General features: G+C 65.0%; 22 protein-coding genes. 9 read left to right on the plus strand and 13 right to left on the minus strand.

Annotated elements, in window-relative coordinates:
* Positions 1-5: 5 nt before the first annotated feature.
* Positions 6-1340 (minus strand): aminopeptidase P N-terminal domain-containing protein, encoded by a 1335-nt coding sequence (locus tag SynRS9909_RS11095; RefSeq protein WP_050752495.1) that lies wholly within the window; start codon positions 1338-1340, stop codon positions 6-8.
* 53 nt (positions 1341-1393) lie between these two features.
* Between SynRS9909_RS11095 and SynRS9909_RS11100 the strand changes: the two genes are divergently transcribed.
* Genes SynRS9909_RS11100 through ald form a run of 5 tightly spaced genes read left to right on the plus strand, consistent with a single transcriptional unit; the run spans position 1394 to position 7263 of the window.
* The gene (locus SynRS9909_RS11100) at positions 1394-2407 is read left to right on the plus strand and encodes a CNNM domain-containing protein (RefSeq protein WP_007101650.1); all 1014 of its coding nucleotides are present in this window, start codon (positions 1394-1396) and stop codon (positions 2405-2407) included.
* On the plus strand, positions 2404-3750 hold the full coding sequence (locus SynRS9909_RS11105) for a GTP-binding protein (protein WP_186593723.1): 1347 nt from the start codon (positions 2404-2406) through the stop codon (positions 3748-3750). Before SynRS9909_RS11100 ends, SynRS9909_RS11105 begins: the two co-directional genes overlap by 4 nt.
* Positions 3747-4331 (plus strand): nicotinate-nucleotide adenylyltransferase, encoded by a 585-nt coding sequence (locus tag SynRS9909_RS11110; protein ID WP_007101647.1) that lies wholly within the window; start codon positions 3747-3749, stop codon positions 4329-4331. Before SynRS9909_RS11105 ends, SynRS9909_RS11110 begins: the two co-directional genes overlap by 4 nt.
* A gap of 6 nt (positions 4332-4337) precedes the next feature.
* A complete protein-coding gene (locus SynRS9909_RS11115; protein ID WP_007101646.1) occupies positions 4338-6095 on the plus strand; it encodes an NAD+ synthase in 1758 nt (585 codons plus the stop codon).
* 28 nt (positions 6096-6123) lie between these two features.
* Positions 6124-7263: an alanine dehydrogenase gene (gene ald, locus SynRS9909_RS11120; RefSeq protein ID WP_007101645.1), complete on the plus strand. Its 1140-nt coding sequence runs from the start codon at positions 6124-6126 to the stop codon at positions 7261-7263.
* Position 7264: 1 nt separating this feature from the next.
* Here the strand turns inward: ald and SynRS9909_RS11125 are convergent, their stop codons facing one another.
* The 12 genes from SynRS9909_RS11125 to SynRS9909_RS11180 form a co-directional block, all read right to left on the minus strand.
* Entirely contained in the window at positions 7265-8329 is a 1065-nt protein-coding gene (locus SynRS9909_RS11125) for a DUF3326 domain-containing protein (protein WP_007101644.1), read from the minus strand.
* On the minus strand, positions 8326-8514 hold the full coding sequence (locus SynRS9909_RS11130; protein WP_007101643.1) for a hypothetical protein: 189 nt from the start codon (positions 8512-8514) through the stop codon (positions 8326-8328). The genes SynRS9909_RS11125 and SynRS9909_RS11130 overlap by 4 nt, the downstream gene beginning before the upstream one ends.
* On the minus strand, positions 8511-8849 hold the full coding sequence (locus SynRS9909_RS11135; protein WP_007101642.1) for a 2Fe-2S iron-sulfur cluster-binding protein: 339 nt from the start codon (positions 8847-8849) through the stop codon (positions 8511-8513). Before SynRS9909_RS11135 ends, SynRS9909_RS11130 begins: the two co-directional genes overlap by 4 nt.
* 126 nt (positions 8850-8975) lie before the next feature.
* On the minus strand, positions 8976-9926 hold the full coding sequence (locus tag SynRS9909_RS11140) for a F0F1 ATP synthase subunit gamma (protein WP_007101641.1): 951 nt from the start codon (positions 9924-9926) through the stop codon (positions 8976-8978).
* Between the two features lie 11 nt (positions 9927-9937).
* A complete protein-coding gene (gene atpA / locus SynRS9909_RS11145) occupies positions 9938-11458 on the minus strand; it encodes a F0F1 ATP synthase subunit alpha (RefSeq protein WP_007101640.1) in 1521 nt (506 codons plus the stop codon).
* A 56-nt stretch (positions 11459-11514) separates the two neighbouring features.
* Complete coding sequence (atpH, locus tag SynRS9909_RS11150) at positions 11515-12063, minus strand: ATP synthase F1 subunit delta (protein WP_007101639.1); 549 nt, start codon at positions 12061-12063, stop codon at positions 11515-11517.
* Complete coding sequence (locus tag SynRS9909_RS11155) at positions 12063-12581, minus strand: F0F1 ATP synthase subunit B (RefSeq protein ID WP_007101638.1); 519 nt, start codon at positions 12579-12581, stop codon at positions 12063-12065. The genes atpH and SynRS9909_RS11155 overlap by 1 nt, the downstream gene beginning before the upstream one ends.
* Entirely contained in the window at positions 12581-13045 is a 465-nt protein-coding gene (locus SynRS9909_RS11160; protein WP_007101637.1) for a F0F1 ATP synthase subunit B', read from the minus strand. Before SynRS9909_RS11160 ends, SynRS9909_RS11155 begins: the two co-directional genes overlap by 1 nt.
* Positions 13046-13134: 89 nt before the next feature.
* The gene (gene atpE, locus SynRS9909_RS11165; protein ID WP_006911576.1) at positions 13135-13383 is read right to left on the minus strand and encodes an ATP synthase F0 subunit C; all 249 of its coding nucleotides are present in this window, start codon (positions 13381-13383) and stop codon (positions 13135-13137) included.
* Between the two features lie 152 nt (positions 13384-13535).
* Positions 13536-14264: a F0F1 ATP synthase subunit A gene (gene atpB / locus SynRS9909_RS11170; protein ID WP_007101636.1), complete on the minus strand. Its 729-nt coding sequence runs from the start codon at positions 14262-14264 to the stop codon at positions 13536-13538.
* Between the two features lie 22 nt (positions 14265-14286).
* Positions 14287-14622, minus strand: a complete 336-nt coding sequence (locus SynRS9909_RS11175; protein WP_007101635.1) for a hypothetical protein — start codon at positions 14620-14622, stop codon at positions 14287-14289.
* Positions 14623-14708: 86 nt separating this feature from the next.
* Positions 14709-15932, minus strand: coding sequence for a methyltransferase (locus tag SynRS9909_RS11180; protein WP_007101634.1), 1224 nt, complete (start codon positions 15930-15932; stop codon positions 14709-14711).
* Between the two features lie 164 nt (positions 15933-16096).
* Here SynRS9909_RS11180 and SynRS9909_RS11185 point away from each other — a divergent pair, with 164 nt between their 5' ends.
* From SynRS9909_RS11185 to SynRS9909_RS11200, 4 genes are all read left to right on the plus strand, one after another.
* A complete protein-coding gene (locus SynRS9909_RS11185) occupies positions 16097-19135 on the plus strand; it encodes a phycobilisome rod-core linker polypeptide (RefSeq protein ID WP_007101633.1) in 3039 nt (1012 codons plus the stop codon).
* A 349-nt stretch (positions 19136-19484) separates the two neighbouring features.
* Positions 19485-19970, plus strand: coding sequence for an allophycocyanin subunit alpha (locus SynRS9909_RS11190; protein ID WP_007101632.1), 486 nt, complete (start codon positions 19485-19487; stop codon positions 19968-19970).
* A gap of 42 nt (positions 19971-20012) precedes the next feature.
* Positions 20013-20501: an allophycocyanin subunit beta gene (gene apcB / locus SynRS9909_RS11195; protein WP_007101631.1), complete on the plus strand. Its 489-nt coding sequence runs from the start codon at positions 20013-20015 to the stop codon at positions 20499-20501.
* Positions 20502-20506: 5 nt separating this feature from the next.
* Positions 20507-20707, plus strand: coding sequence for a phycobilisome linker polypeptide (locus SynRS9909_RS11200; RefSeq protein WP_007101630.1), 201 nt, complete (start codon positions 20507-20509; stop codon positions 20705-20707).
* Positions 20708-20742 lie beyond the last annotated feature (35 nt).

A 20742-nucleotide genomic window follows, 5' to 3' on the forward strand; every position in this document is an offset into this window, starting at 1 on the left:
GCCGCTCAGCGCTCCATCGCCGCCAGGCTCTTGGCGGCGGCGGCCGTGAGCACCTCATGGCCGCAGGCCACCTCAGCGCGATCCCTCACGGCCACATCATCCTCGATGCGGATACCGATGCCCTTCCAGCGCTCCTCAATCGCCGGCTGCCCCTCAGGCACGGGCAAGCGATCGCTCACATAGAGCCCCGGTTCCACCGTGAGCACCATGCCCGGCTCCAGTTCCACCGGATGCTCACCGAGGCGATAGGCCCCCACATCGTGCACATCCAACCCGAGCCAATGGCCGGTGCGGTGCATGTAGAGGTGGCGATAGGCGCCCTGCTCAATCACGCCGTCGACCTCGCCGCGCAGCAGGCCGAGCTCCAGCAAGCCCTCCACCAGCTGCCGCAGGGCGGTCTGATGCACATCCTCCGCGGTCGCGCCCGGTTGCACCGCCGCCACTGCGGCCTCCTGGGCCGACAGCACCAGCGCATACAGCTGCCGCTGCTCCGCACTGAAGCGCCCATTCACCGGAAAGGTGCGGGTGATGTCGCCGTTGTAGTAATCGGGAAGGGAGCAGCCCGCGTCGATCAGCAACAGATCTCCGTCACGCAAGGGATCCCGATTGTCGATGTAATGGAGCACGCAGGCGTTATCGCCACCGGCCACGATCGAGCTGTAGGCCGGCCCGCGAGCCCCGGCGGCGAGAAAATGCTGTTCAATCAGGGCTTGCACCTGTCGCTCGCCCATCCCCGGCTCCACAGCAGCCCGGGCCAGCTCATGGGCCTCCGCCGAAATGCGGCAGGCCTGCCGCAGACGCGCCAGTTCCTCCGGCTCCTTGCGCAGGCGCTGGCGATGCAGCATCGGGCAGGGAGCCACCAACCCCAGGGCCGCTGCACCACTGCGCGGCGCCCGATCCAGCTGCTGGGCCCAGGCCTTCAGCACCAGGGGTTCCACGGCGGGGTGCCGCCCGACCCGAAAGGCGATGCCCTCCGCACCCTTGAGATACTCCGGCAGGCGTTGTTCCAGCTCATCGCGAGGGTGGGCGATGTCCGCCCCGTAGTGCTCCACCGCTCCCTCACAGCCCCAGCGCCGGCCGGTCCACACCTCGGCGCCTGGCTCGCGCGGATTCACAAACAGCACATAGCGCTCACCCTCCGCTCGGTGGGGCAACAGCAGCGCCACCGCATCGGGTTCGTCGAATCCGGTGAGATACCAGAAGTCGCTGTCCTGCCGGAACGGCCACTCGCAATCGGCATGGTGGGTGACCAGCGTCGCCGCCGGGATCACCGCCGCCGCACCACCGAGCTCAGCGAAACAGCGCTCACGTCGCTGGGCATGACGCTGCTGGTCGATCACGGCGGAGACAGAGTGACAGGGAACCGTCAGGATGGCAGGCAAAGCACCCCGGCATGACCACCGACCTGCTGACCCTGCTGTTGATGGTGCTGGTGGTGCTGGCGGGATCCGCCGTCTGCTCGGGCGTTGAAGCGGCCCTGCTCACGGTCAATCCCGTGCGCGTGCACGAGCTGGCCGCACGGACAGGGCCGCCAGCGGGAGCACGACGGCTGGCCCAGTTGCGTCAACGCCTCGGCCGCACCCTCTCGGTGCTGGTGATCGCCAATAATGGGTTCAACATTTTCGGCAGCATGATGCTCGGCGGCTACGCCGCTTGGGTGTTTCAGAAAAACCAGTTCAGCGACGTGGCCCTGCCGCTGTTTTCGGTGGCCCTCACCGTGCTGGTGATTCTGCTGGGTGAAATTCTTCCCAAGGCGATCGGCACCCGGCTCGCCCTCCCCGTGGCCCTGGCCAGCGCGCCGGTGCTGCACTGGCTCGGGGTGCTGATGCGACCCCTGGTGCTGCTGCTGGAGCGATTGCTGCCTGCGATCAGTGAAGAGAATGAAATCAGCACCGACGAGAACGAAATCCGGCTGCTGGCACGCCTCGGCTCCCAGAAGGGACAGATCGAAGCCGATGAGGCGGCGATGATCGCCAAGGTGTTCCAACTCAATGACCTCACCGCCAGGGATCTGATGACCCCCCGCGTGGCCGCACCCACCCTGGAGGGTGCCGCCTCGCTCGAAGCCCTCCGCCCCCAGCTGCTGGCGAACCCCTCGGCCTGGTGGGTCGTGCTCGGCGCCGAGGTGGATCGGGTGCTTGGGGTGGCCAGTCGCGATCAGCTGCTCACTGCCCTGCTGGAGCAACGCGGTCAGCTCAGTGCCGCTGATCTCTGCGAGCCGGTGGAGTTCGTGCCCGAGATGATCCGGGCCGACCGCTTGCTCACCAGCTTCCGACGCGACAACAGCGGTGTGCGCGTGGTGGTGGATGAATTCGGCGGCTTTGTGGGCGTGATCGGTGCCGATGCGGTGCTGGCGGTGCTGGCCGGCTGGTGGCGCAAAGGTGCGGGCGTGGGGATAGCGGAATGAGAGCCAGCGATCCCAGCCATGCCTGCGACGGGGGGCCATCCACCCTGAAACGTTGCCTGCAGCTGCTGGACCAGTGGCGTGCGGAGCTGCACCTCACCCCCAGGGAAACCACGCTGCTGGCCGGCAACCTCAAGGCGCTGGAACGCCAACTCGATCGATTGGCTCAGCGACGGCTGCGGGTGGCGGTGTTCGGGCGCGTCGGTGTTGGGAAGTCGAGCCTGGTGAATGCACTGGTGGGGGAGGCCGTGCTGGCCACCGACGTCGCCCATGGCTGCACCCGCCAACAGCAGGCCGTACCCTGGCCCATCGCTGTGCCGGGGCTGAAGGGCGTCGATCTGGTGGACACCCCGGGCATCGATGAGGTCGCCGCTGCCGGACGGGCCCGGCTGGCCGCTCGGGTGGCGCTGCAGGCCGATCTGGTGCTGTTGGTGCTGGATGGCGACATCACCCGTGTGGAACTGGAGGCCCTCGAAGCCCTGCGCGACGGCGGCAAACCCGTGCTGCCGGTGCTCAACCGCAGCGATTGCTGGCCGCCACAGGAGCTCGACGCCTTGCTGCAGAGCATCCAGCGGCGACTCCCCAACGGCATGGTCGCCCCCGTGGCGGTAGCCGCCGCACCGCGTCAGGCGGTGCGGCTGGAGGATGGCCGGGTGCGCAGCCGGGCCATGGCCGCCCGGATCACGGCCCTGGCCACAGGCCTGCAGCAGTGGCTGGAGGCGCAGGGCCCGGCCCTGCTCGCCCTCAACGCTCTGCGCCAGGCGGAACGACTGCAGCAGGCGCTGGAGGCTGGTCGACTGAAGCGCAGGCGCCAAGCGGCCCAGGGGCTGATCGGTCGCTACGCCGCCCTCAAGGCGGCGGGCGTCGCGGCCAATCCCTTGGTGCTGCTGGATCTGGCCGGAGGTCTCGCCTGCGACACGGCCCTGGTGGTGCAGCTCTGCCAGCTCTATGATCTGCCCATGGGGGGACCCGCCGCCCGCCGGCTGCTGCAGCGACTCTCGGGCCACAACGCCCTGATCGGCGGGGCCCAGCTGGGCATTCAGGTGGCCCTCAGCGGCGTCCGCCAGCTGCTGTTGGTGGCTGCCCCATTCACAGCCGGCCTCTCCCTGGCACCAGCGGCACCGGTAGCTATGGCCCAGGCGGCTCTGGCCGTCCACACCACCCGCCGCACCGGGCGACTCACCGCTCGCTGGCTCCTGGAGCAACGGGGCCGAGGCCGGCGGAGCCAACCACAGCCCACCAGCCTGCTGAAGCGGCTCGCCTGGCAGGACGCCACGCTGGGGCGACTTCTGATGACCTGGCCCCAGCGCCGGGATCGGGGCGGCCTGCGAGAGCTGCTGCCATGACGGCAGCTCCTGGCCTTGCCCTGTTCGGCACCAGCGCCGATCCGCCCACCTGCGGGCATCAGGCGCTGCTGGAGGGACTGACCGACCGCTTTTCCGAGGTGGCCACCTGGGCGAGCGACAACCCCTCCAAGCAGCACGCCATCCCCCTGGAGCAGCGCCTCGAATTGCTCAGCACCCTGGTGCAGTCGATGCAGGCCCCCCGGTTGCAGCTGGTGCAGGAGCTCAGCAGCCCGTACGCCATCACCACCCTGCAACGCGCCGAAGCGCGCTGGCCCGGTCGCCCCCTCAGCTTTGTGGTGGGCAGTGACCTCACTGCCCAGATCCCCCGCTGGAAAGACGCGGCATCGCTGCTGCAACGCTGCCAACTGGTGATCGTGCCCCGCCAAGGCTTCCCGATCCAGCACCAGGATCTCGACCAATTACGCAACCTGGGCGGCCAGTTGGAGATCTTGCCGCTCACGATTCCAGCGACGGCCAGTTCGAACATCCGGCAACGGCCTGCCGCGGAACAGATTCCAGCCGCCCTGCACCCCCTGCTGCTGAAGCACAATTTCTATGGTTTTGCCCCCGGCTCGGGCTGAGGATCCATGCGCATCGCCCTGGCCCAGATCAATCCACTGGTGGGCGATCTACCTGGCAATGCCGCGCGCATCCTCGCCGCCTGCCAACAGAGCCAGCAGCAGAGCGAACCGGCGGATCTGCTGCTGACGCCGGAACTCTCGCTCTGGGGCTATCCCCCGCGCGACCTGCTGCTCAACCCCACAGGGGTGGCTCAGCAACAGACGGTGATGGACCACCTGAGCCAAGACCTGCACGACCTCGCCCCGGCGCTGGCCGTGCTGGTGGGCGTGGTGGAACCAGCCGGGGACAGCGCTCTGCCCCATCTATTCAATGCCGTGGCCTTGATCCAGGCGGGACGGTGGCGGGTGGTGGGACGCAAACAGCTGCTCCCCAGCTACGACGTGTTTGATGAAAGCCGCTACTTCCGCGCCGCCAGCGGCCCCTCCTGCCTGACCCTCAACCTGGCCGGGCAGCCCTGGCGTCTGGGACTCACCATCTGCGAAGACCTCTGGGTGGAGCCCGCGCTCCAGAACCAGCGGCTCACAGGCCCCGATCCTGTGGCGGCCCTCGAACCGCTCGGCGTGGATCTGCTGCTGAATCTTTCCGCCTCCCCGTTCGCCCAGGAGAAATCCCCCCTGCGCCGCGAGCTGGCCGCACGGGCCGCCGCCCGCCTCAACTGCCCGGTGATCTACGTGAATCAGGTGGGGGGCAACGATGAGCTGATCTTTGATGGCGGCAGCTTTGTGATCGACCGCCCCAGGCAGGAGGGTCAGGCCGTACCGACGCTGACCCTGCAGCTGCCGATCTGCAAGGAAGCCCTGGACCTCTGGGATGCCGGCAGCACAGCCGCCGCGTCTGAGCTCAACCCCAAAGGGGCCGCAGCGATCAGGCCCGATCACCACGCCATGAGCCGCGAAGAGCAACTGCTGCGCGCTCTGGTGCTGGGGGTGCACGACTACGCCGGCAAATGTGGCTTCCAGCGCGCCCTGCTCGGCCTCAGTGGAGGCATCGATTCCGCCCTGGTGGCCGTGATCGCCTGCGCTGCCCTGGGGGCCGATCGGGTGCAGGCCCTGCTGATGCCCTCCCCCTGGAGCTCCAGGGGCTCGATCGAGGACGCCGCTGCCTTGGCGCATCGACTGGGCCTCCACACCGACACCACACCGATCGAGGCGCTCATGGACAGCTTCGCCGCCACACTGACGCCGGTGCTCCAGGGTCCGCCGGCGGATGTGACCGCCGAGAATCTCCAGTCGCGCATCCGCGGCACCCTGCTGATGGCCGTGGCCAACCAGCAGGGGCAGTTGCTGCTCTCCACCGGCAACAAATCGGAACTGGCGGTGGGGTACTGCACCCTCTATGGCGACATGAACGGGGGCCTGGCGGTGATCGGTGACCTCTACAAATCCACCGTCTTCGCTCTCTGCGACTGGCTCGACAGTCCGGCCAGCCAGACCTGCCGCCGCGACCTCGGGCTGCCGACCAACGGCGAACTGGTGGGGCGCCCGATCCGGGAGAAACCCCCCAGCGCCGAATTGAGGCCCGACCAAAAAGACAGCGATTCGCTGCCCGATTACGCCGTGCTCGATCCGCTGCTGCGCGACCTGATCGAAGAGCATTGCGGAGAGGAGGCGTTGCTGCAGCGGGGCCATGCCCCCGAGACGATCACCCGGGTGCTGCGCCTGTTCCGCCGGGCCGAATTCAAACGACGCCAGGCGCCGCCGCTCCTGAAGGTGAGCCGTCAGGCTTTCGGCACAGGCTGGCGGCTGCCGATCGCTGCCGTCTGAGCCAGATTGAAGCAACAGCCCCGCAGCCATGGCCCACTCCATTCTCACCGCTCCGATGGCGAGCATCGGGGTTCCCACCGAAATCAAGGCGGATGAGCAGCGGGTGGCCCTCACCCCCGATGGCGTCAGGGATCTGGTCACCCAGGGGTTGGAGGTGCGCGTGCAGGCCGGCGCCGGTGATGGCGCTGGCATCGCCGATGCAGCCTTTGCAGCGGCCGGCGCCCAGGTGGTGGACCGGGACACCGCCTGGGCTGCCCATCTGGTGGTGAAAGTGAAAGAACCGCAGGAGGAAGAATTCCGGTTCCTTCGCGATGACATGGTGCTGTTCACCTACCTGCATCTGGCCGCCTACCCGAAGGTGGGGCAGGCCCTGCTGGATGCGGGCACCACCGGCGTGGCCTACGAGACGGTGCAACTCGAAAATGGCAGCCTGCCCCTGCTGGCGCCGATGAGCGAAATCGCCGGACGCCTCGCGGCTCAGGTGGGCGCGCGGCTGCTGGAGAGGCCGAACGGTGGACGCGGCGTGCTGATCGGTGGCTGCACCGGCGTGCGCCCGGCCCGTGTGGTCGTGCTCGGAGCCGGCACGGTGGGCTGGAATGCGGCCCGACTGGCGGCGGCGATGGATGCGGAGGTGATGCTGCTGGATCGCTCCCCCGAACGGTTGCGCAGTTTGGAAGCCGACCGGCGCGGGCGGCTGATGAGCGTGGTGAGCAGCCGCGGCCTGCTGGAACGGCTGGTGCCCACCGCCGACCTGCTGATCGGTGCTGTGCTCACCCCCGGCGGCCGTGCTCCCACGCTGGTGGATGAGGAGATGGTGCAACAGATGCAACCCGGCTCGGTGATCGTCGATGTGGCGATCGATCAGGGGGGCTGTGTAGCCACCAGCCGGGAAACAACCCACACCGACCCCACGGTGACCATCCACAGCGTGCAGCACTACGCCGTGGGCAACATGCCCGGTGCGGTGCCGTTCACCTCCACCGAAGCACTGGTGAGCGTCACGCTCCCCTACATCCTCGGCATCGCCGGCCGCGGCCTGGAGGAAGCGGTGACCGAGCGGCCTGAACTGCTCTCCGGCCTCAACACCGTCCAAGGGGCCGTCTGCCATCCAGGCGTTGCCAAAGCGCTGGGTGTTCCCCCGAGACACCCGATGGCCTGCCTGCGCTGAATCAGCAACTCTCCTGCAGTGGCCGCAGCGGCCGCTGCAGCGCTGCGGGAGCAATCCCCTCCCTCAAGCTGAGCACCAACCCCGCCGCCTCGGCATAGCTCGCCGCCGGCAGCACCCGATCCGCCAGGCCGAGGGCCGCTGCAGTCACCTGCAGCAGGGAGGCATTGGCGACGGTGATCACCGGGATCCCTCGCTCAACACACGCCAGCACGGCCTCGCCGCCCAGGGCCCCATCAGGCACCACCACTGCACCGAGATCAGCAGCCTGCAACCGCAGGCTGCGCGCACCAGCGAGACCAGTTGGCACCACCAGATCCGGCGCCCGGCTCAGCCCCACCAACACACAGGCCAGGAACGTGTATCCCAGTTCCTCCCCCGCCGCGCGGGGGTCCAGCTGCGGATCAAGGGGCAACGGCGACAGGGCCGGCGCATGGGCGCAGGGGATCTGCAGGTGACGCACGAGCGCATGGCTGATCACCGCCTCCGCACCGGCGAGGGCATCCACACCACTGCCGTGGCGATAGGCCACCAGAGCGTCACTCTCAGGATCCTCGGGAAAGCGCGCCACCACAGCGATCGCCGTGGCGCCAGCGTCTTTCAGGCGCTCTCCGGCGCGCAGCAAGGCATCGGGATGCTCCAGGGTTCCCCAGCTCACGCCGCTCTCCCCCAGCTCCAGATGGACCCCGAGCGGTTGATCGGTGCTGAGCACAGGTCCGATCTCCAGCCCCAACGTCGCCCGGCAGCCATCCGCCACCTGCAGATGGCGCTGACGCAACTCCGGCTCAATCCCGGCATCCAGCAGGAGGCCGATCCGTTGCTGACGCACGGGTTGCAGGGCCCAGTCGCCGGCGGCGAAGCGATCCAGGGCGTAGCCCTCCACGTAATGGATGCGGCGATCGCTCCAGTAGAGCGCGGCTCCATTCATCACATTCGGGTGGGTCACCAGGCAACCTGAGGCCGCCGCCAGCAGTCGCGCGCTGGCCAGGGCATCCCCGGCGTAGCCACCGATCGCGCAACCGATGCCGGTGGGCACCAGCAGCAGGGTGGGCAGGGACGCTGCCGTCACTGGATCCACACGGCCTCGAGACGCAACAGGCGGCTGTCGCCTTCGGCTGTGGGTGCCACCGAGGTGATCGCCCAGCGCAGCGGTTCACCGTGCCGGCGCAGCTGATCACGCAACCAGGGCCTCAGCTGAGCTGCCGGCAACCCTGGAGGACTGACCAGGGTGACGTGACGGTGCAGCAGCTTCACTTCTGATACTGACCGAACTGGGCCTCATACAGCGCATCCTCCTGACCGGCGATCACCTTGAGATCGGAACGGGGGTAAGACACACACAGAAGGGCAAAACCATCCTGGCGCAGCTCCTCTTTTACGCCCATGGCATCGGGCTGATGCACCTCGCCCTCGGTGATGCGGGCCGCGCAGGTCGTGCACACCCCGGCGCAGCAGGAACTGGGCAGAGGAACACCCGCCGCTTCGGCAGCGGCGAGCACCGTTTGCTCAGGGGTGCACGGAAAGGCATGCTGCTGACCATCCAATTCAACGGTGATGGCGAAGGAGGGGGCCGCAGTGGAATCGCTCATCCTTGTTGAAACGGTGACGGAAAGCAGCATCCTCTCAGGAGGGAGGGTCGGCACTGGCGCCAACACAACAAAAAAGCCGACCCGAAGGCCGGCCTCGTTGAGAAAAGCTGTCAGTGCAACCCAAGGTCAGGCCATCGCAGCGGCACCACCCACCACTTCAAGAATCTCCTGAGTGATCGCCGCCTGACGGGCCTTGTTGTAGTCAAGGGTCAGAGTCTTGGCGAGGGCCTTGGCGTTGTCGCTGGCATTGTTCATCGCCGTCATCCGGCTGGCGAGCTCAGAGGCGGCAGCTTCCTGAAGGGAACGCAGCAGCTGGTTCTGCAGATAGAGCGGCAGCAGAGCATTGAGCAACTGCTCCGGGCTCTGCTCAAACACGATGTCGGAAGGGAGGCTCGGCTGGGTGTTGGCAGGACCCGAACCGGTTTCCACCGTGAGGCGACCTTCCTTGGTGGTGAGACGGAAGATTTCGTCGTCGGCCTCAGCAATCCCCTGGGGGTCGAGGGGAAGCAGGGTCTGCACCACGGGCTTGCAGCTCACCAGGTTGATGAATTTGGTGTAGATGATCTCCACACGATCGGTGGTGTCAGAGAGAAACTCTGCGAACACTTCGTTGGCGATCGCACCGGCTTCATCCGCCGTAGGCACCTGCTCCAGACCGGTGAAGGTGGCCTGGATGGGGTACTGCCGATTGGTGAAATAACTGATCGCCTTACGACCGATCAACACCAGATCGACTTTGTAACCCTGCCCCTTCAACTCTGCGAAGCGTTGCTCCGTGCGCTTGATGATGTTGGCGTTGTAGCCGCCACACAAGCCACGATCACCGGTGACAGCCACCAGGGTGATGGTGTCGACGTCGCGCTGCTCCAACAGGGGAGCGTCGGCATCTTCAAAACGCATGCGCGACTGGAGGTTTTCCAGCAGGCGTGCAAGCCGATCCGCGAAGGGACGGCTACGCAGCACCTGTTCCTGGGCCCGCCGCACTTTGGCCGCAGCCACCAGGCGCATCGCCTCGGTGATCTTGCGAGTGTTCTTGACCGATTTGATCCGGTCTCGGATCTCCTTCAGATTTGCCATGGCTCAGGCCCTCAGTTGGCGGTGGCCAGCATGGTGGAGGTGACTTCAGCGATAGCCTCCTTCAGCATGGTTTCGGCCTCGGGGCTGAGCACCTTCTCCTCCTGAATCTTCTGAATGAACTCAGGCTTGTTGCTCTTGAGGTACTCGCGCAGCTCACGGGAGAACTGCACCACCTGATCCACGGGAACATCGTCGATCAGTCCCTTGACACCGGCGTAGACGATGGCGACCTGCTCAGCCAGAATCAGCGGGCTGAACTGAGGCTGCTTGAGCAGCTCGCGCAAACGCTTACCGCGACCGAGTTGCTTCTGGGTGGCCGCATCCAGGTCCGAGGCGAACTGAGAGAACGCCGCCAGTTCGTCGAACTGGGCCAGTTCCAGCTTCAGGGTGCCGGCAATCTTCTTGATCGCCTTGGTCTGGGCAGCACCACCCACCCGGCTCACGGAGATACCAACGTTGATGGCCGGACGCAGGCCCGAGTTGAACAAATCAGAACTGAGGAACACCTGGCCATCCGTGATCGAAATCACGTTGGTGGGGATGTAAGCCGACACGTCACCGGCCTGGGTTTCAATGATCGGCAAGGCGGTCATGGAACCCTTGCCCATGGCATCGGACAACTTGGCGGCACGCTCAAGCAGACGGCTGTGGAGATAGAACACGTCGCCGGGATAGGCCTCACGACCGGGCGGACGACGGAGCAGCAGAGACATCTGGCGATAAGCCTGAGCCTGCTTGGTGAGATCGTCGTAAATCACCAGGGTGGCCTTGCCCTTGTACATGAAGAACTCAGCGATCGAGGCGCCGGTGTAGGGAGCCAGATACTGAAGGGCCGCGGGCTCGGAAGCGTTGGCCGCCACCACAACCGTGTAGTCGAGGGCACCACGCTCACGCAGCACCTCAGTGACCTGGGCCACAGACGCTGCTTTCTGACCGACGGCCACATACACACAGACAACATCCTGATCCTTCTGGTTGAGGATGGTGTCGATGGCGATCGCGGTCTTACCGGTCTGACGGTCGCCGATGATCAGCTCACGCTGGCCACGGCCGATCGGAATCATCGCGTCGATGGCGGTGATGCCGGTCTGCATCGGCTCGTGCACCGATTTGCGCTGGATGATGCCAGGCGCGGGTGACTCGATCAGGCGCGTTTCATTGGTCGCAAGATCCCCCTTGCCATCGATCGGCTGTCCCAGGGGGTTGACCACCCGGCCCAGCAGGGCGTCACCCACAGGAACCGAAGCGATCTTTCCGGTGGCCCGCACCGTGCTCCCCTCCTGAATCCCCAGGCCCTCACCCATCAAAACCGCGCCGACGTTGTCGTCTTCGAGGTTGAGAGCGATGCCCTCAGTGCCATCCTCGAACTCAAGCAGCTCGCCGGCCATGGCCTGCTGCAGGCCGTAGACACGGGCGATACCGTCGCCCACCTGGAGCACGCTGCCGACGTTGCTGACCGAAACGGACTTGTCATAGTCCTCGATCTGCTGTTTGAGAATGGCGCTGATCTCGTCTGGACGGATGGAAACCATGGCGGGAAATCCCTGGGGAGGGTGGTGAGTGGAGGAGCGGGGTAGGGAAGGAAGCCTCAGCTCGCTTTGGCGAGCGACAGACCGAGACGGCGAACCTGGCCAGCAAGACTGGCGTCAATCACCTGGGAGCCGAGGTTCACAACGAAACCACCGATCAGGCTGGGATCGACGCTGAGCTCGAGTTCCACGGTTCCGGTGCCGACCATGGCCTGCACTTTCCCAGTGAGGGCAGCGAGCTGCTCATCACTGAGGGCCTGGGCCGTGGAGACCTTGGCCAGAGCGATACGGCGGGAATCCCGATACAGCTCGAGGTAGCGGAACAACACCGCATCGAAAGCGGCAAGGCGATGACGATCGGCCAGAACCTTGAGCAGATTGAGAAGAGAAGGCTTCAACTGCTCGGCGAGAAGACTGGTCAGAGCCTGCTTCTTGCTGTCGGGCTCCAGCACGGGCGAGATCATCGCCTCACGGAATTCCTTGGAGCTGTTCCAGAGGCCCAAAAGCTCTTTGCACTGCTGGGCGACGACGTCAGATTCCTGACGTCCATCGGTGACCTGCAGCAGTGCTTCGGCGTAAGGGGTGGCCAGGGAATTGAGCAATGGCATCAGGCGTCCTCCAGATTGGCGATGGAGGCATCGATGAGACGGGCTTGACCGTTGGCATCAAGGCGACCAGGCAATTCGGCCATGACCTTGTCGATCGCGGCCATGGCGGCCTCACGGCGAAGTTGCTCACTCAAGCGGGCACCCTCGGCGGTGAGCTCGGAAAGAGCGTCCTGCTTGAGGGCAGCCATCGCAGAAATCGTGCGCTTCTCGCCATCCAGACGGATCGCCTCAGCACGGGCCTTGCCGTCCGCAAGGATCGTTTCTGCTTTCTGCTGAGCGGCGGCGAGGTCGGCCTGGGCTTTGGCGAGATCAGCCGTTGCTTTCTTCAGACGGGTCTCGGCATCGTCGAGATCGCGAAGGATCGCCTGGCGACGACGTTCAAGAATGCCGCCGAGGAATCCCTTCAGGAACCAGCCCAGCACCCCGATCACAATGATCAGGTTGATCAGGTTGGTCTCGAAGAGGTTCAGGTTGATCCCGAAACCCTCAGAGGCGAAGAGTGAATAGAAAGTCATCATCAGGCCGCCAACAATCGTTGAATGATCTGAGAGCTGAGTTGATCGACCTGGGCCATCAACTGGGCTGAAGCCTGCTCACGCTGTGACTCGATCTCACGGCGGGCCTGCTCGCGCGTGCGATTGGCTTCCGCCTCAGCTTCGGCGAGAGCTTCGCGATACAGACGGTCCACCTCCTGCTCGGCCTCCACAATGGCGGCCTGGGCGGCCTGTCGAGCGCTCCGAAGCTGATCGGTGAGGTCAGCTTCCAGACGCTCAACCTGGGCCAGCTTCTGCTTGGCCTCGGCGCGGCTGGTGGAGATGTAACCCTCACGATCTTCCACGACCTTGCCGACCGGACGGAAGAAAAGGGAGTTGAGCAGGAAGGTGAGGAGCACCACCTGAACCGCCATCAGCGGCAGGGTGGCATCGAGGTCGAAAAGACCTCCCTCCGGTACCCCTGCTTCAGCGAGCAGAAGCCAGGTCATGAAAGAGGAGCGCTGGGTGGAAGCGAAACAGTGAACTCAGACGAAACGGCGGATCGCATCCCGGAGGATGGCGATCCGCGCTGCCTGGATCAGCCGGCGAAGGGGTTGGCGAACAGAAGCACCAGAGCCACAACCAGGCCGTAGATGGTGAGAGCTTCCATGAAGGCCAGGGACAGCAGCAGGGTGCCGCGGATCTTGCCCTCAGCCTCGGGCTGGCGGGCGATCCCTTCCACAGCCTGGCCGGCTGCGGTGCCCTGGCCGATGCCAGGGCCGATGGCGGCGAGACCCACCGCGAGAGCGGCGGCCAGGACGGAGGCGGCGGAGGTCAGATCACTCATTGGTGGAAAGCGTTGGGGTTGCGCAGGATGAGCGCGGAAAGGGCAGAGCGCGCCCGGGACACTCCCCTGAAAGGAGTGGGCCCGGTTCCACCCGGACCTGCGCGCGAAGTGTTTAGCAGATCGCCTGGGACCGGCGAAAGCGATGGGGAGACCTAGTGGGCCTCTTCGTGAACGGCTTCGCCGATGTAGTTGGCGGCAAGCGTGGCAAAAATCAGAGCCTGGATGGCACTGGTGAACAGGCCGAGAAACATGGCGGGCAGGGGAACCAGGACCGGCACCAGAAAGGCCAGCACAGCCACCACCAGTTCATCCGCCAGGATGTTTCCGAACAGACGGAAGGACAGCGACAGAGGCTTCGTGAAATCCTCGATGATCTTGAACGGAAGCATGATCGGAGTCGGATCCACGTAGTACTCGAAGTAACGCAGACCTTTGCGGCTCAGACCGGCATAGAAGTAAGACAGGGAGACCAGCAGGGCCATGGCCACGGTGGTATTGATATCGGCCGTGGGAGCGCCGAGTTCGCCATTGGGAAGCTCAACAAGCTTCCAGGGAATCAGCGCGCCACCCCAGTTGCACACGAAGATGAACAGGAACAGGGTGCCGACGAAAGGCAGCCAGTCGCGGTAAGCCTTTTCGCCAATCTGCTCCCGGGCAAGATCGCGCAGATAATCCCAGAGGAATTCGAGGAGGTTCTGCACACCCCGGGGATCACGCTCCATCTTGCGGGTGCCAACGACCACGAGGGCCAGCAGCACACCGATGACAACCCAGGAGCTGAGAAACACCTGGCCGTGGAGGTTGAGATTGCCGATCTGCCAGTACAGATGCTGGCCCACCTCCAGTTCGGCGAAGGGAAGGGGGAGGGGCAACAGAGCCATGAAGTCAGGGGGTTGCGCGGACTCAGGCGTCAGTGACGGCCTGAAGGATCAAGGCGGGCTTGTAGAGAAGAAAACCGAGAAAGGCGGGAAGCAATTCGAGCTGGGGAAGCCTGGCCGAAGCGACGATCAGGAGCATCGGCACAACCAGCTGAAATCGCCCCACCTGACGGGATCCTCCGCCGAGCCGGGCCACGCTGCGGGCGAGCAGACGCAGGTACAGAAGACCGGCGGCTGCTCCCACCAACAGGCTGCGGGCCACAAGGAGATCGAAACGGATGGCCGCGACAAGGGCCGCAACCAGGGAAACGATCAAGGTGGCCAGCATCAGTCGCCGTTGCAGTCGGGCGTAATCGTCCATTCCGTTGTCGGCAGGGCCGGAGGCCAGAGCCGCATCAGTGGAAGACAACGCCTGCAAAAAGCTTCTGAGAAAGCGCGCGGAATCTATCACGCGTGCTCGGCTCGTACCCCTTTGGGAGCACGGAGGAGCAGCAGTCTCCGCCGCCAGAGATCCCGAACGATGGAGGCGTTGATCTCCAGGCCGGCAAGGGAGTGCAGGGGCACCCCGGGCTGAGACTCCACAGCACGCAACACGGCGACCTCAGCATCGCTGAGCGAAAGGGGCTCGAGGTCCGGACCGAGCAGACTCCCGGAAGGCCAGCCCCAGAGGCAGGGCTGAAGCTCCGCAGAAGCATCCAGCAGCAGCCGATCGTCCAACCATGGATTCGGCACCACCGGGCGCCGCGTCAGAAAAAACTCGAAATGACTGATGTCGGGGTCGAGCTCCTCCACAAGAGCCCACTGATCGCGAGGAGAGAGCGCAAGGGCTCTCTCCAGGAGCTCACCCGTGAGAAGGCGGGATGGGTGCCACACCGCAGGATTGGAGAAACCGGCGAAATGGAGCCCGGCCGCTTCGATCAGAGCCATCAGCCGCTCCAGGTTGTAACTGGTCTCCTGGGGGTGGAGATACATGTCGGCGAAATTGGCATCCGCGGCCGTGTCAAGCGCCCACCGCTGCTCGTGATGGCGCCGGAGCCGATGCTCTTCGGGAAGCACCTGAAACAGTTCTCGACCCAATCTCAGACCGCTCTCCCCCGTGCCCACCCCCAAAAGAGCGAGGGCCCGCTGACAGCGATGAATCTCCCAACGTCCCGCATCGGCATAAAGGAACAGATGCAGAATTCCGTCCTCCGCCATCAGCTCAGCCAAAGAGCGCAGTCCGGCGAGGGGATCCCGGAGATGGTGGAGCACCCCCACGGAATTGATGTAGTCAAACGGCCCCTCGCCAGCGAGATCCAGCAGGCTGCGTTGTTCCTGGCGCAGTGCCACCACCCGCTCGCCTCCTCCGGAGCGACGCAGGCGCTCCCGCGCCACCTCCAGGGCGCCGGCGCTGATGTCCACTGCCAGCACGTCCGCCCCCGGATTGAGATGGCAGAGATAATCCGTGCTCACCCCGGTGCCGCAGCCGGCATCGAGTAACCGCAAGGGATGGGGGGCTCCAGAGGAGGGGCACGGCAACTGGCCCCGCACGGCGGACTGAACGCTGGCCCAACACCAACGCCAGTTGTACCCGGGAGGGGGGCCATCCTGAAGCGGATCACCCGGGTAGGGGAAGCGGTCATAGAAAGCGCTCACCACTGGCGTGGCAGCGTCGCGGCGGGAGTCGGACATGCGGATGGGAGCAGACGGCAACACCGCTGGGGTGTGTCGCGAGCTTTTCATGCGCCAGGGCGGGATTCCGAGCGCGCAGCCACGGCCTGCAAACATTTGTTCATGCCCTTCCTGGAGCCCAGAAGGCGACCCGTAACCTGGCCGGATCCGGCTTGCTTTCGTTCATGACCGTGACCGCCAGCAGCGGCAGCCCCAGGGTCTCCCCTCAGCTGTTCGACACCCTGCCGCTCTCCAGCGTTCGTCAGGCTGAACAACAGGACCGCTTTCCCGATGGAGCGGAGCTCGACAACCTGGTCACCTTCTTCCGCAGCGGTCAGGATCGTCTGGCTGCCGCCCAGGTGCTGGCCGCCAATGCCGAAGCGATCGTGGCGCGAGCAGCCAACCGCATCTTTGCCGGCGGTACGCCGCTGTCCTTCCTCGACGCACCCCTGAGCACGGGTGAGAGAACTGCAGCCGACGGCGCGCCGCTGGCGTCGGATCAGGTGGCATTCGCTCAGTCGGTGCGCACCTTCACCGGGGCCGATGGCTCCGCCGGACGCGGCAACGTCCTCAGCCGCCTGCTCCAGGGCAGTGGAGAAGACGCTGACGTCCGCGTGGTGCTGCCGACCGGATTTGCTCCGATCAGCGTCGCCAAATACGGCCCTGATCGCATGCGGAAGTCGATCCGCGATCTCGGCTGGTTCCTGCGCTACGTGGGTTACGCCCTTGTGGCGGGTGACCCCAGCATCCTTGCCGTGAACACCCGCGGCCTGCGCGATGTGCTGGAGAAAGGCTGCTCCCTCGCTGCCACCAACGTGGCACTTCAGGAAATGCGTGCAGCCGCAGCCAGCCTGCTCAAACAACAACCGGAAGCGCGGCGCCTCACCGTGCAGTGCTTCAACGTGCTGCTCGAAGAACTGGCGATTCCAACGCCTTCGGCCCGACAACGCCTGGGCAGCTCCGAGAACCAGGGCCTGCAACTGCCGGCGATCTATGCCCTCGCCGCCAAGGGCAAGGCGCTGCGTTACACAATGAAGCCGGCCATGACCGGCGCCCAGAAAGCCGAGGTGGTTCGCGCCGCCTATCGCCAGGTGTTCGAGCGCGACATCACCAAGGCCTATTCACAGAGTCCCTGCCCTGTGGAGGCCACCCAGGTGCGCCAGGGTGACATCTCCATGCGCGAATTCATCCGCGCCCTCGGCCGCAGCAAGGAGTATCGCCAGCAGTTCTACGCACGCTTCTCCAACAGCAGGGCCGTGGAACTCGCCTTCCGCCACTTCCTCGGACGCGGTATCAGCTCCCGCGAAGAATTCACCCGTTATTTCGACATCGTCAGCGCCCAGGGGCTGAACGGTCTGGTGGATGCGCTGATCAACACGATGGAGTATGCGCGCGTCTTCGGCGAGGAAACCGTTCCTTTCCTTAGAGACCTGGGCGAGGAAGCCCAGGAGAGCGCCGGCTGGGGCTCAAACCGCAAACTCTTCCGCTTCAGCGCCCCCTTCGAAGGAGCACCCCAATACGTCACCCTCTATGCCTCCTACCGCCAGCCCTTCGGCGACCAGCATGCCTACGGCGGCGGCAACGACCCGCTAGCGATTCAGTACGGCGCCATCTTCCCCTCCGCCACAGCATCGGTTGCCACCCGCCCAGCCCCGGCTGGCTACGACAACCGCCGGATCCTCGTGGGTAATGGCATGCGGGAGCCTGGTCAGATGGCCAGCCCCCAGTTCCGAGGCAGCACACCTCGCCGCGTTGGCCCCCGGGTGATGCGTCTCCAGCAGATCGCCACCGGCGGAAATTCCATTCCTCGTCGCGCCGGCCAGCCCAGCATTCGCGGCACCGAATCCAGCACCCAGGCGGTGATCAACGCCGTGTACGTCCAGGTGCTGGGCAGTGCCGGCTACGAGGGCGAACGCAACAGGGTGGAAGAGATCAAATTGGAAAACGGCGACATCAGTCTGCGTGAATTCGTGCGTCAGGTCGCCCGTTCCCAGGCCTTCCGCCGTCGCTATTGGAGTGGCCTCTACCTCACCAAAGCGATTGAGGTGATGCATCGCCGCCTGCTCGGCCGTCCCACCTTCGGGCGCTGGGAGATCGACGCCCTGTTCGACACGGCAGCGCAAAAGGGTTTCTACGGCGTGGTGGATGCCCTGATCAACAGCAGCGAATACAACGACTGCTTTGGTGAAGACACCGTGCCCTATGAGCGGTTCATCACCCCCACCGATCTGCGCACCCGTCGGGTCCCCGCCCTCAAGCGTCCCGTTGACCTGATTGCTGCTGGCGCCGCCACCACCTATCAGCGCCCCAATGTGCTGAAGCCGAAGGGGTTCCGTTCCAGCGCCGATCTCACCCGCCGCAATCTGGCCGACAAGCCAACCGTCCGCGGCAGCTGGAGTGCCCAGCTCAGCGGTGGCCAGGTGCAGGAAACGCGCCCGGCGCGACAGCAGGGCCCTGAAAGCCTGCGCAGCCAGCCAGCACCACGCCGTCGATGGAGCGCACCGCGCTGGCAGCCCGGCGGTGCACAAGCCACCAGCTGGAGCAGCGTTTCGTCAACGGCGGCACCGGTCGCGCCCCAACCCAGCGCCCCGGCAGGTGCAACCCCCAGCTGGAGCAGCTCCAGCAGCAGCGGCGGCTTCGGCCTCCCCGAAACGGCCGAAACCGCCATGCGCAAGGCTCTCGCAGGCGCCAGCCCCAGCGGTCTCAGCCGGCGTGAGGGGCTCGATCGCCCCCTGCGCCTGGCGGAGGCCGCGACCGGGAACGAAATTGACGCCGCGATTCAGGCGATCTATCGCCAACTGCTCAACCGCATGCCTATGGAGTCAGAACGTCTGAGCGATGCGGAATCCCTGTTCCGTCAACGCCGCCTCAGCGTGGCCGAATTTGTGGGACGCGTGGCCGCCAGTGAGCTTTTCCAGCAGCGTCTCTGGCGCATGGCTCCACTGCGGGCCGCGACGGCAGCCCACTTGGCGCTCCTGGGGCGGGCACCGCTGCCACGCGAAGTGAGCGCGTTCCTGGCCACCCGCGTCAAGCAGGGCCAGCAGGCCGCCATCGATCGCCTGCTCAGCTCCGAGGCTTACGCCAATGCCTTCGGCGCCGATCAGGTTCCGAGCTACCAGGGCATGAACAGCCAGGACGGCACCACCATGGCCAGCTTCAACCGTGGTGCAGCGCTGTATGGCGGCAATGCCGGCCTCAACCCTCCGTTTAAGGGCGCCATCTGAGCCGCAGCCTGCGCCAACGTCTCCAGCCTCGGATTGACCGATCACATCACCCCATGCACTCACCTGTGCATGGGGCTTTTTCTTGCGTTTGTTGTCATCAACAGAGGGCAAAATTGATGGCGATTGTATTGATCAATGCCGCAGTCGCCCCATCGACAGGCTCCCTGCAGACTCCTTGCGCTGCAATGACTCTTAAGGATTCATGGCGGAGTGAAGAACTGTTACCGGCCCCGGGGGAGATTCTCAGCGCTGCCACAGAATGCTGGGGCGATCAGGCACACTGGTCGCGTCAACCACTCACCGGATATCGGTCTCCTTCGGGCGGCCGCTTGTTTCGAGGCAGAACTGCATGAGCATCGTCTCCAACTCGATCATCAACGCGGACGCCGAAGCCCGCTATCTCAGCCCTGGCGAACTCGACCAGATCAAGGCGTTCGTCGCCGGCGGTCAGCGTCGCCTTCGCATCGCCCAGGTTCTCAGCGAAAGCAGGGAGCGCATCGTCAAGCAGGCTGCTGGCCAGCTCTTCCAGAAGCGCCCTGACGTCATTTCCCCTGGCGGCAACGCCTACGGCGAGGAAATGACCGCTTCCTGCCTGCGCGACATGGACTACTACCTGCGTCTCGTCACCTACGGCGTGGTCGCTGGAGACGTCACGCCGATCGAAGAGATCGGCGTGATCGGCGCCCGCGAAATGTATCGAGCCCTGGGCACTCCCCTCGAAGCCATGGCTGAAGCGATCCGCGAAATGAAGGCGGTGGCCATGGGCATTCTCACCGGCAGTGATGCCGAAGAAGCTGGCACCTACTTCGACTATGTGGTGGGCGCTCTCGCCTGACCTTCGTCGACTTCTCGCCTTCTCGCCCCTCTTCACGGATCCATGCAAGACGCCATCACCAACGTCATCAACAAGTCTGACGTTCAGGGTCTCTATCTCGACTCTGCGTCGATGAGCAACCTTGAGAGCTATTTCGCCAGCGGCGAACTGCGCGTCAAGGCCGCTGCCACCATCAGCGCTAATGCTTCCACCATCATCAAAGATGCGGTTGCCAAGGCTCTGCTCTACTCGGACATCACCCGTCCTGGAGGCAACATGTACACCACGCGTCGCTACGCCGCCTGCATTCGCGACCTGGATTATTACCTCCGGTATTCCACCTACGCCATGCTCGCCGGTGACACCTCCATCCTGGATGAGCGCGTGCTGAACGGCCTCAAAGAGACCTATAACTCTCTGGGTGTGCCCATCGGTGCCACTGTGCAGGCCATTCAGGCCATGAAGGAAGTCACCGCTTCGCTGGTCGGCCCCGATGCTGGTCGTGAAATGGGCGTGTACTTCGACTACATCTGCTCCGGCCTCGGCAACTGAGTTCCATGCGGTTGTTCAAAGTCACCGCCTGCATTCCAAGTCCTGAAAAGACCCGGAGTCAGCGCGAACTTCAAAACACCTTCTTCACGAAGTGGGTGCCATACGACAGCTGGTTCGCTGAACAGCAGCGCATCATGAAGCAAGGTGGACGCATCCTGAAGGTGGAACTCTGCAGTGGGCGTCCTCAGGTGAACGTCGGCAACTGAGCTTCCATCCATTCACCAACGCCATTGTTGAGAGC

Origin of the sequence: Synechococcus sp. RS9909 (assembly GCF_014279595.1) — a bacterium.
Lineage (GTDB): Bacteria > Cyanobacteriota > Cyanobacteriia > PCC-6307 > Cyanobiaceae > Synechococcus_C.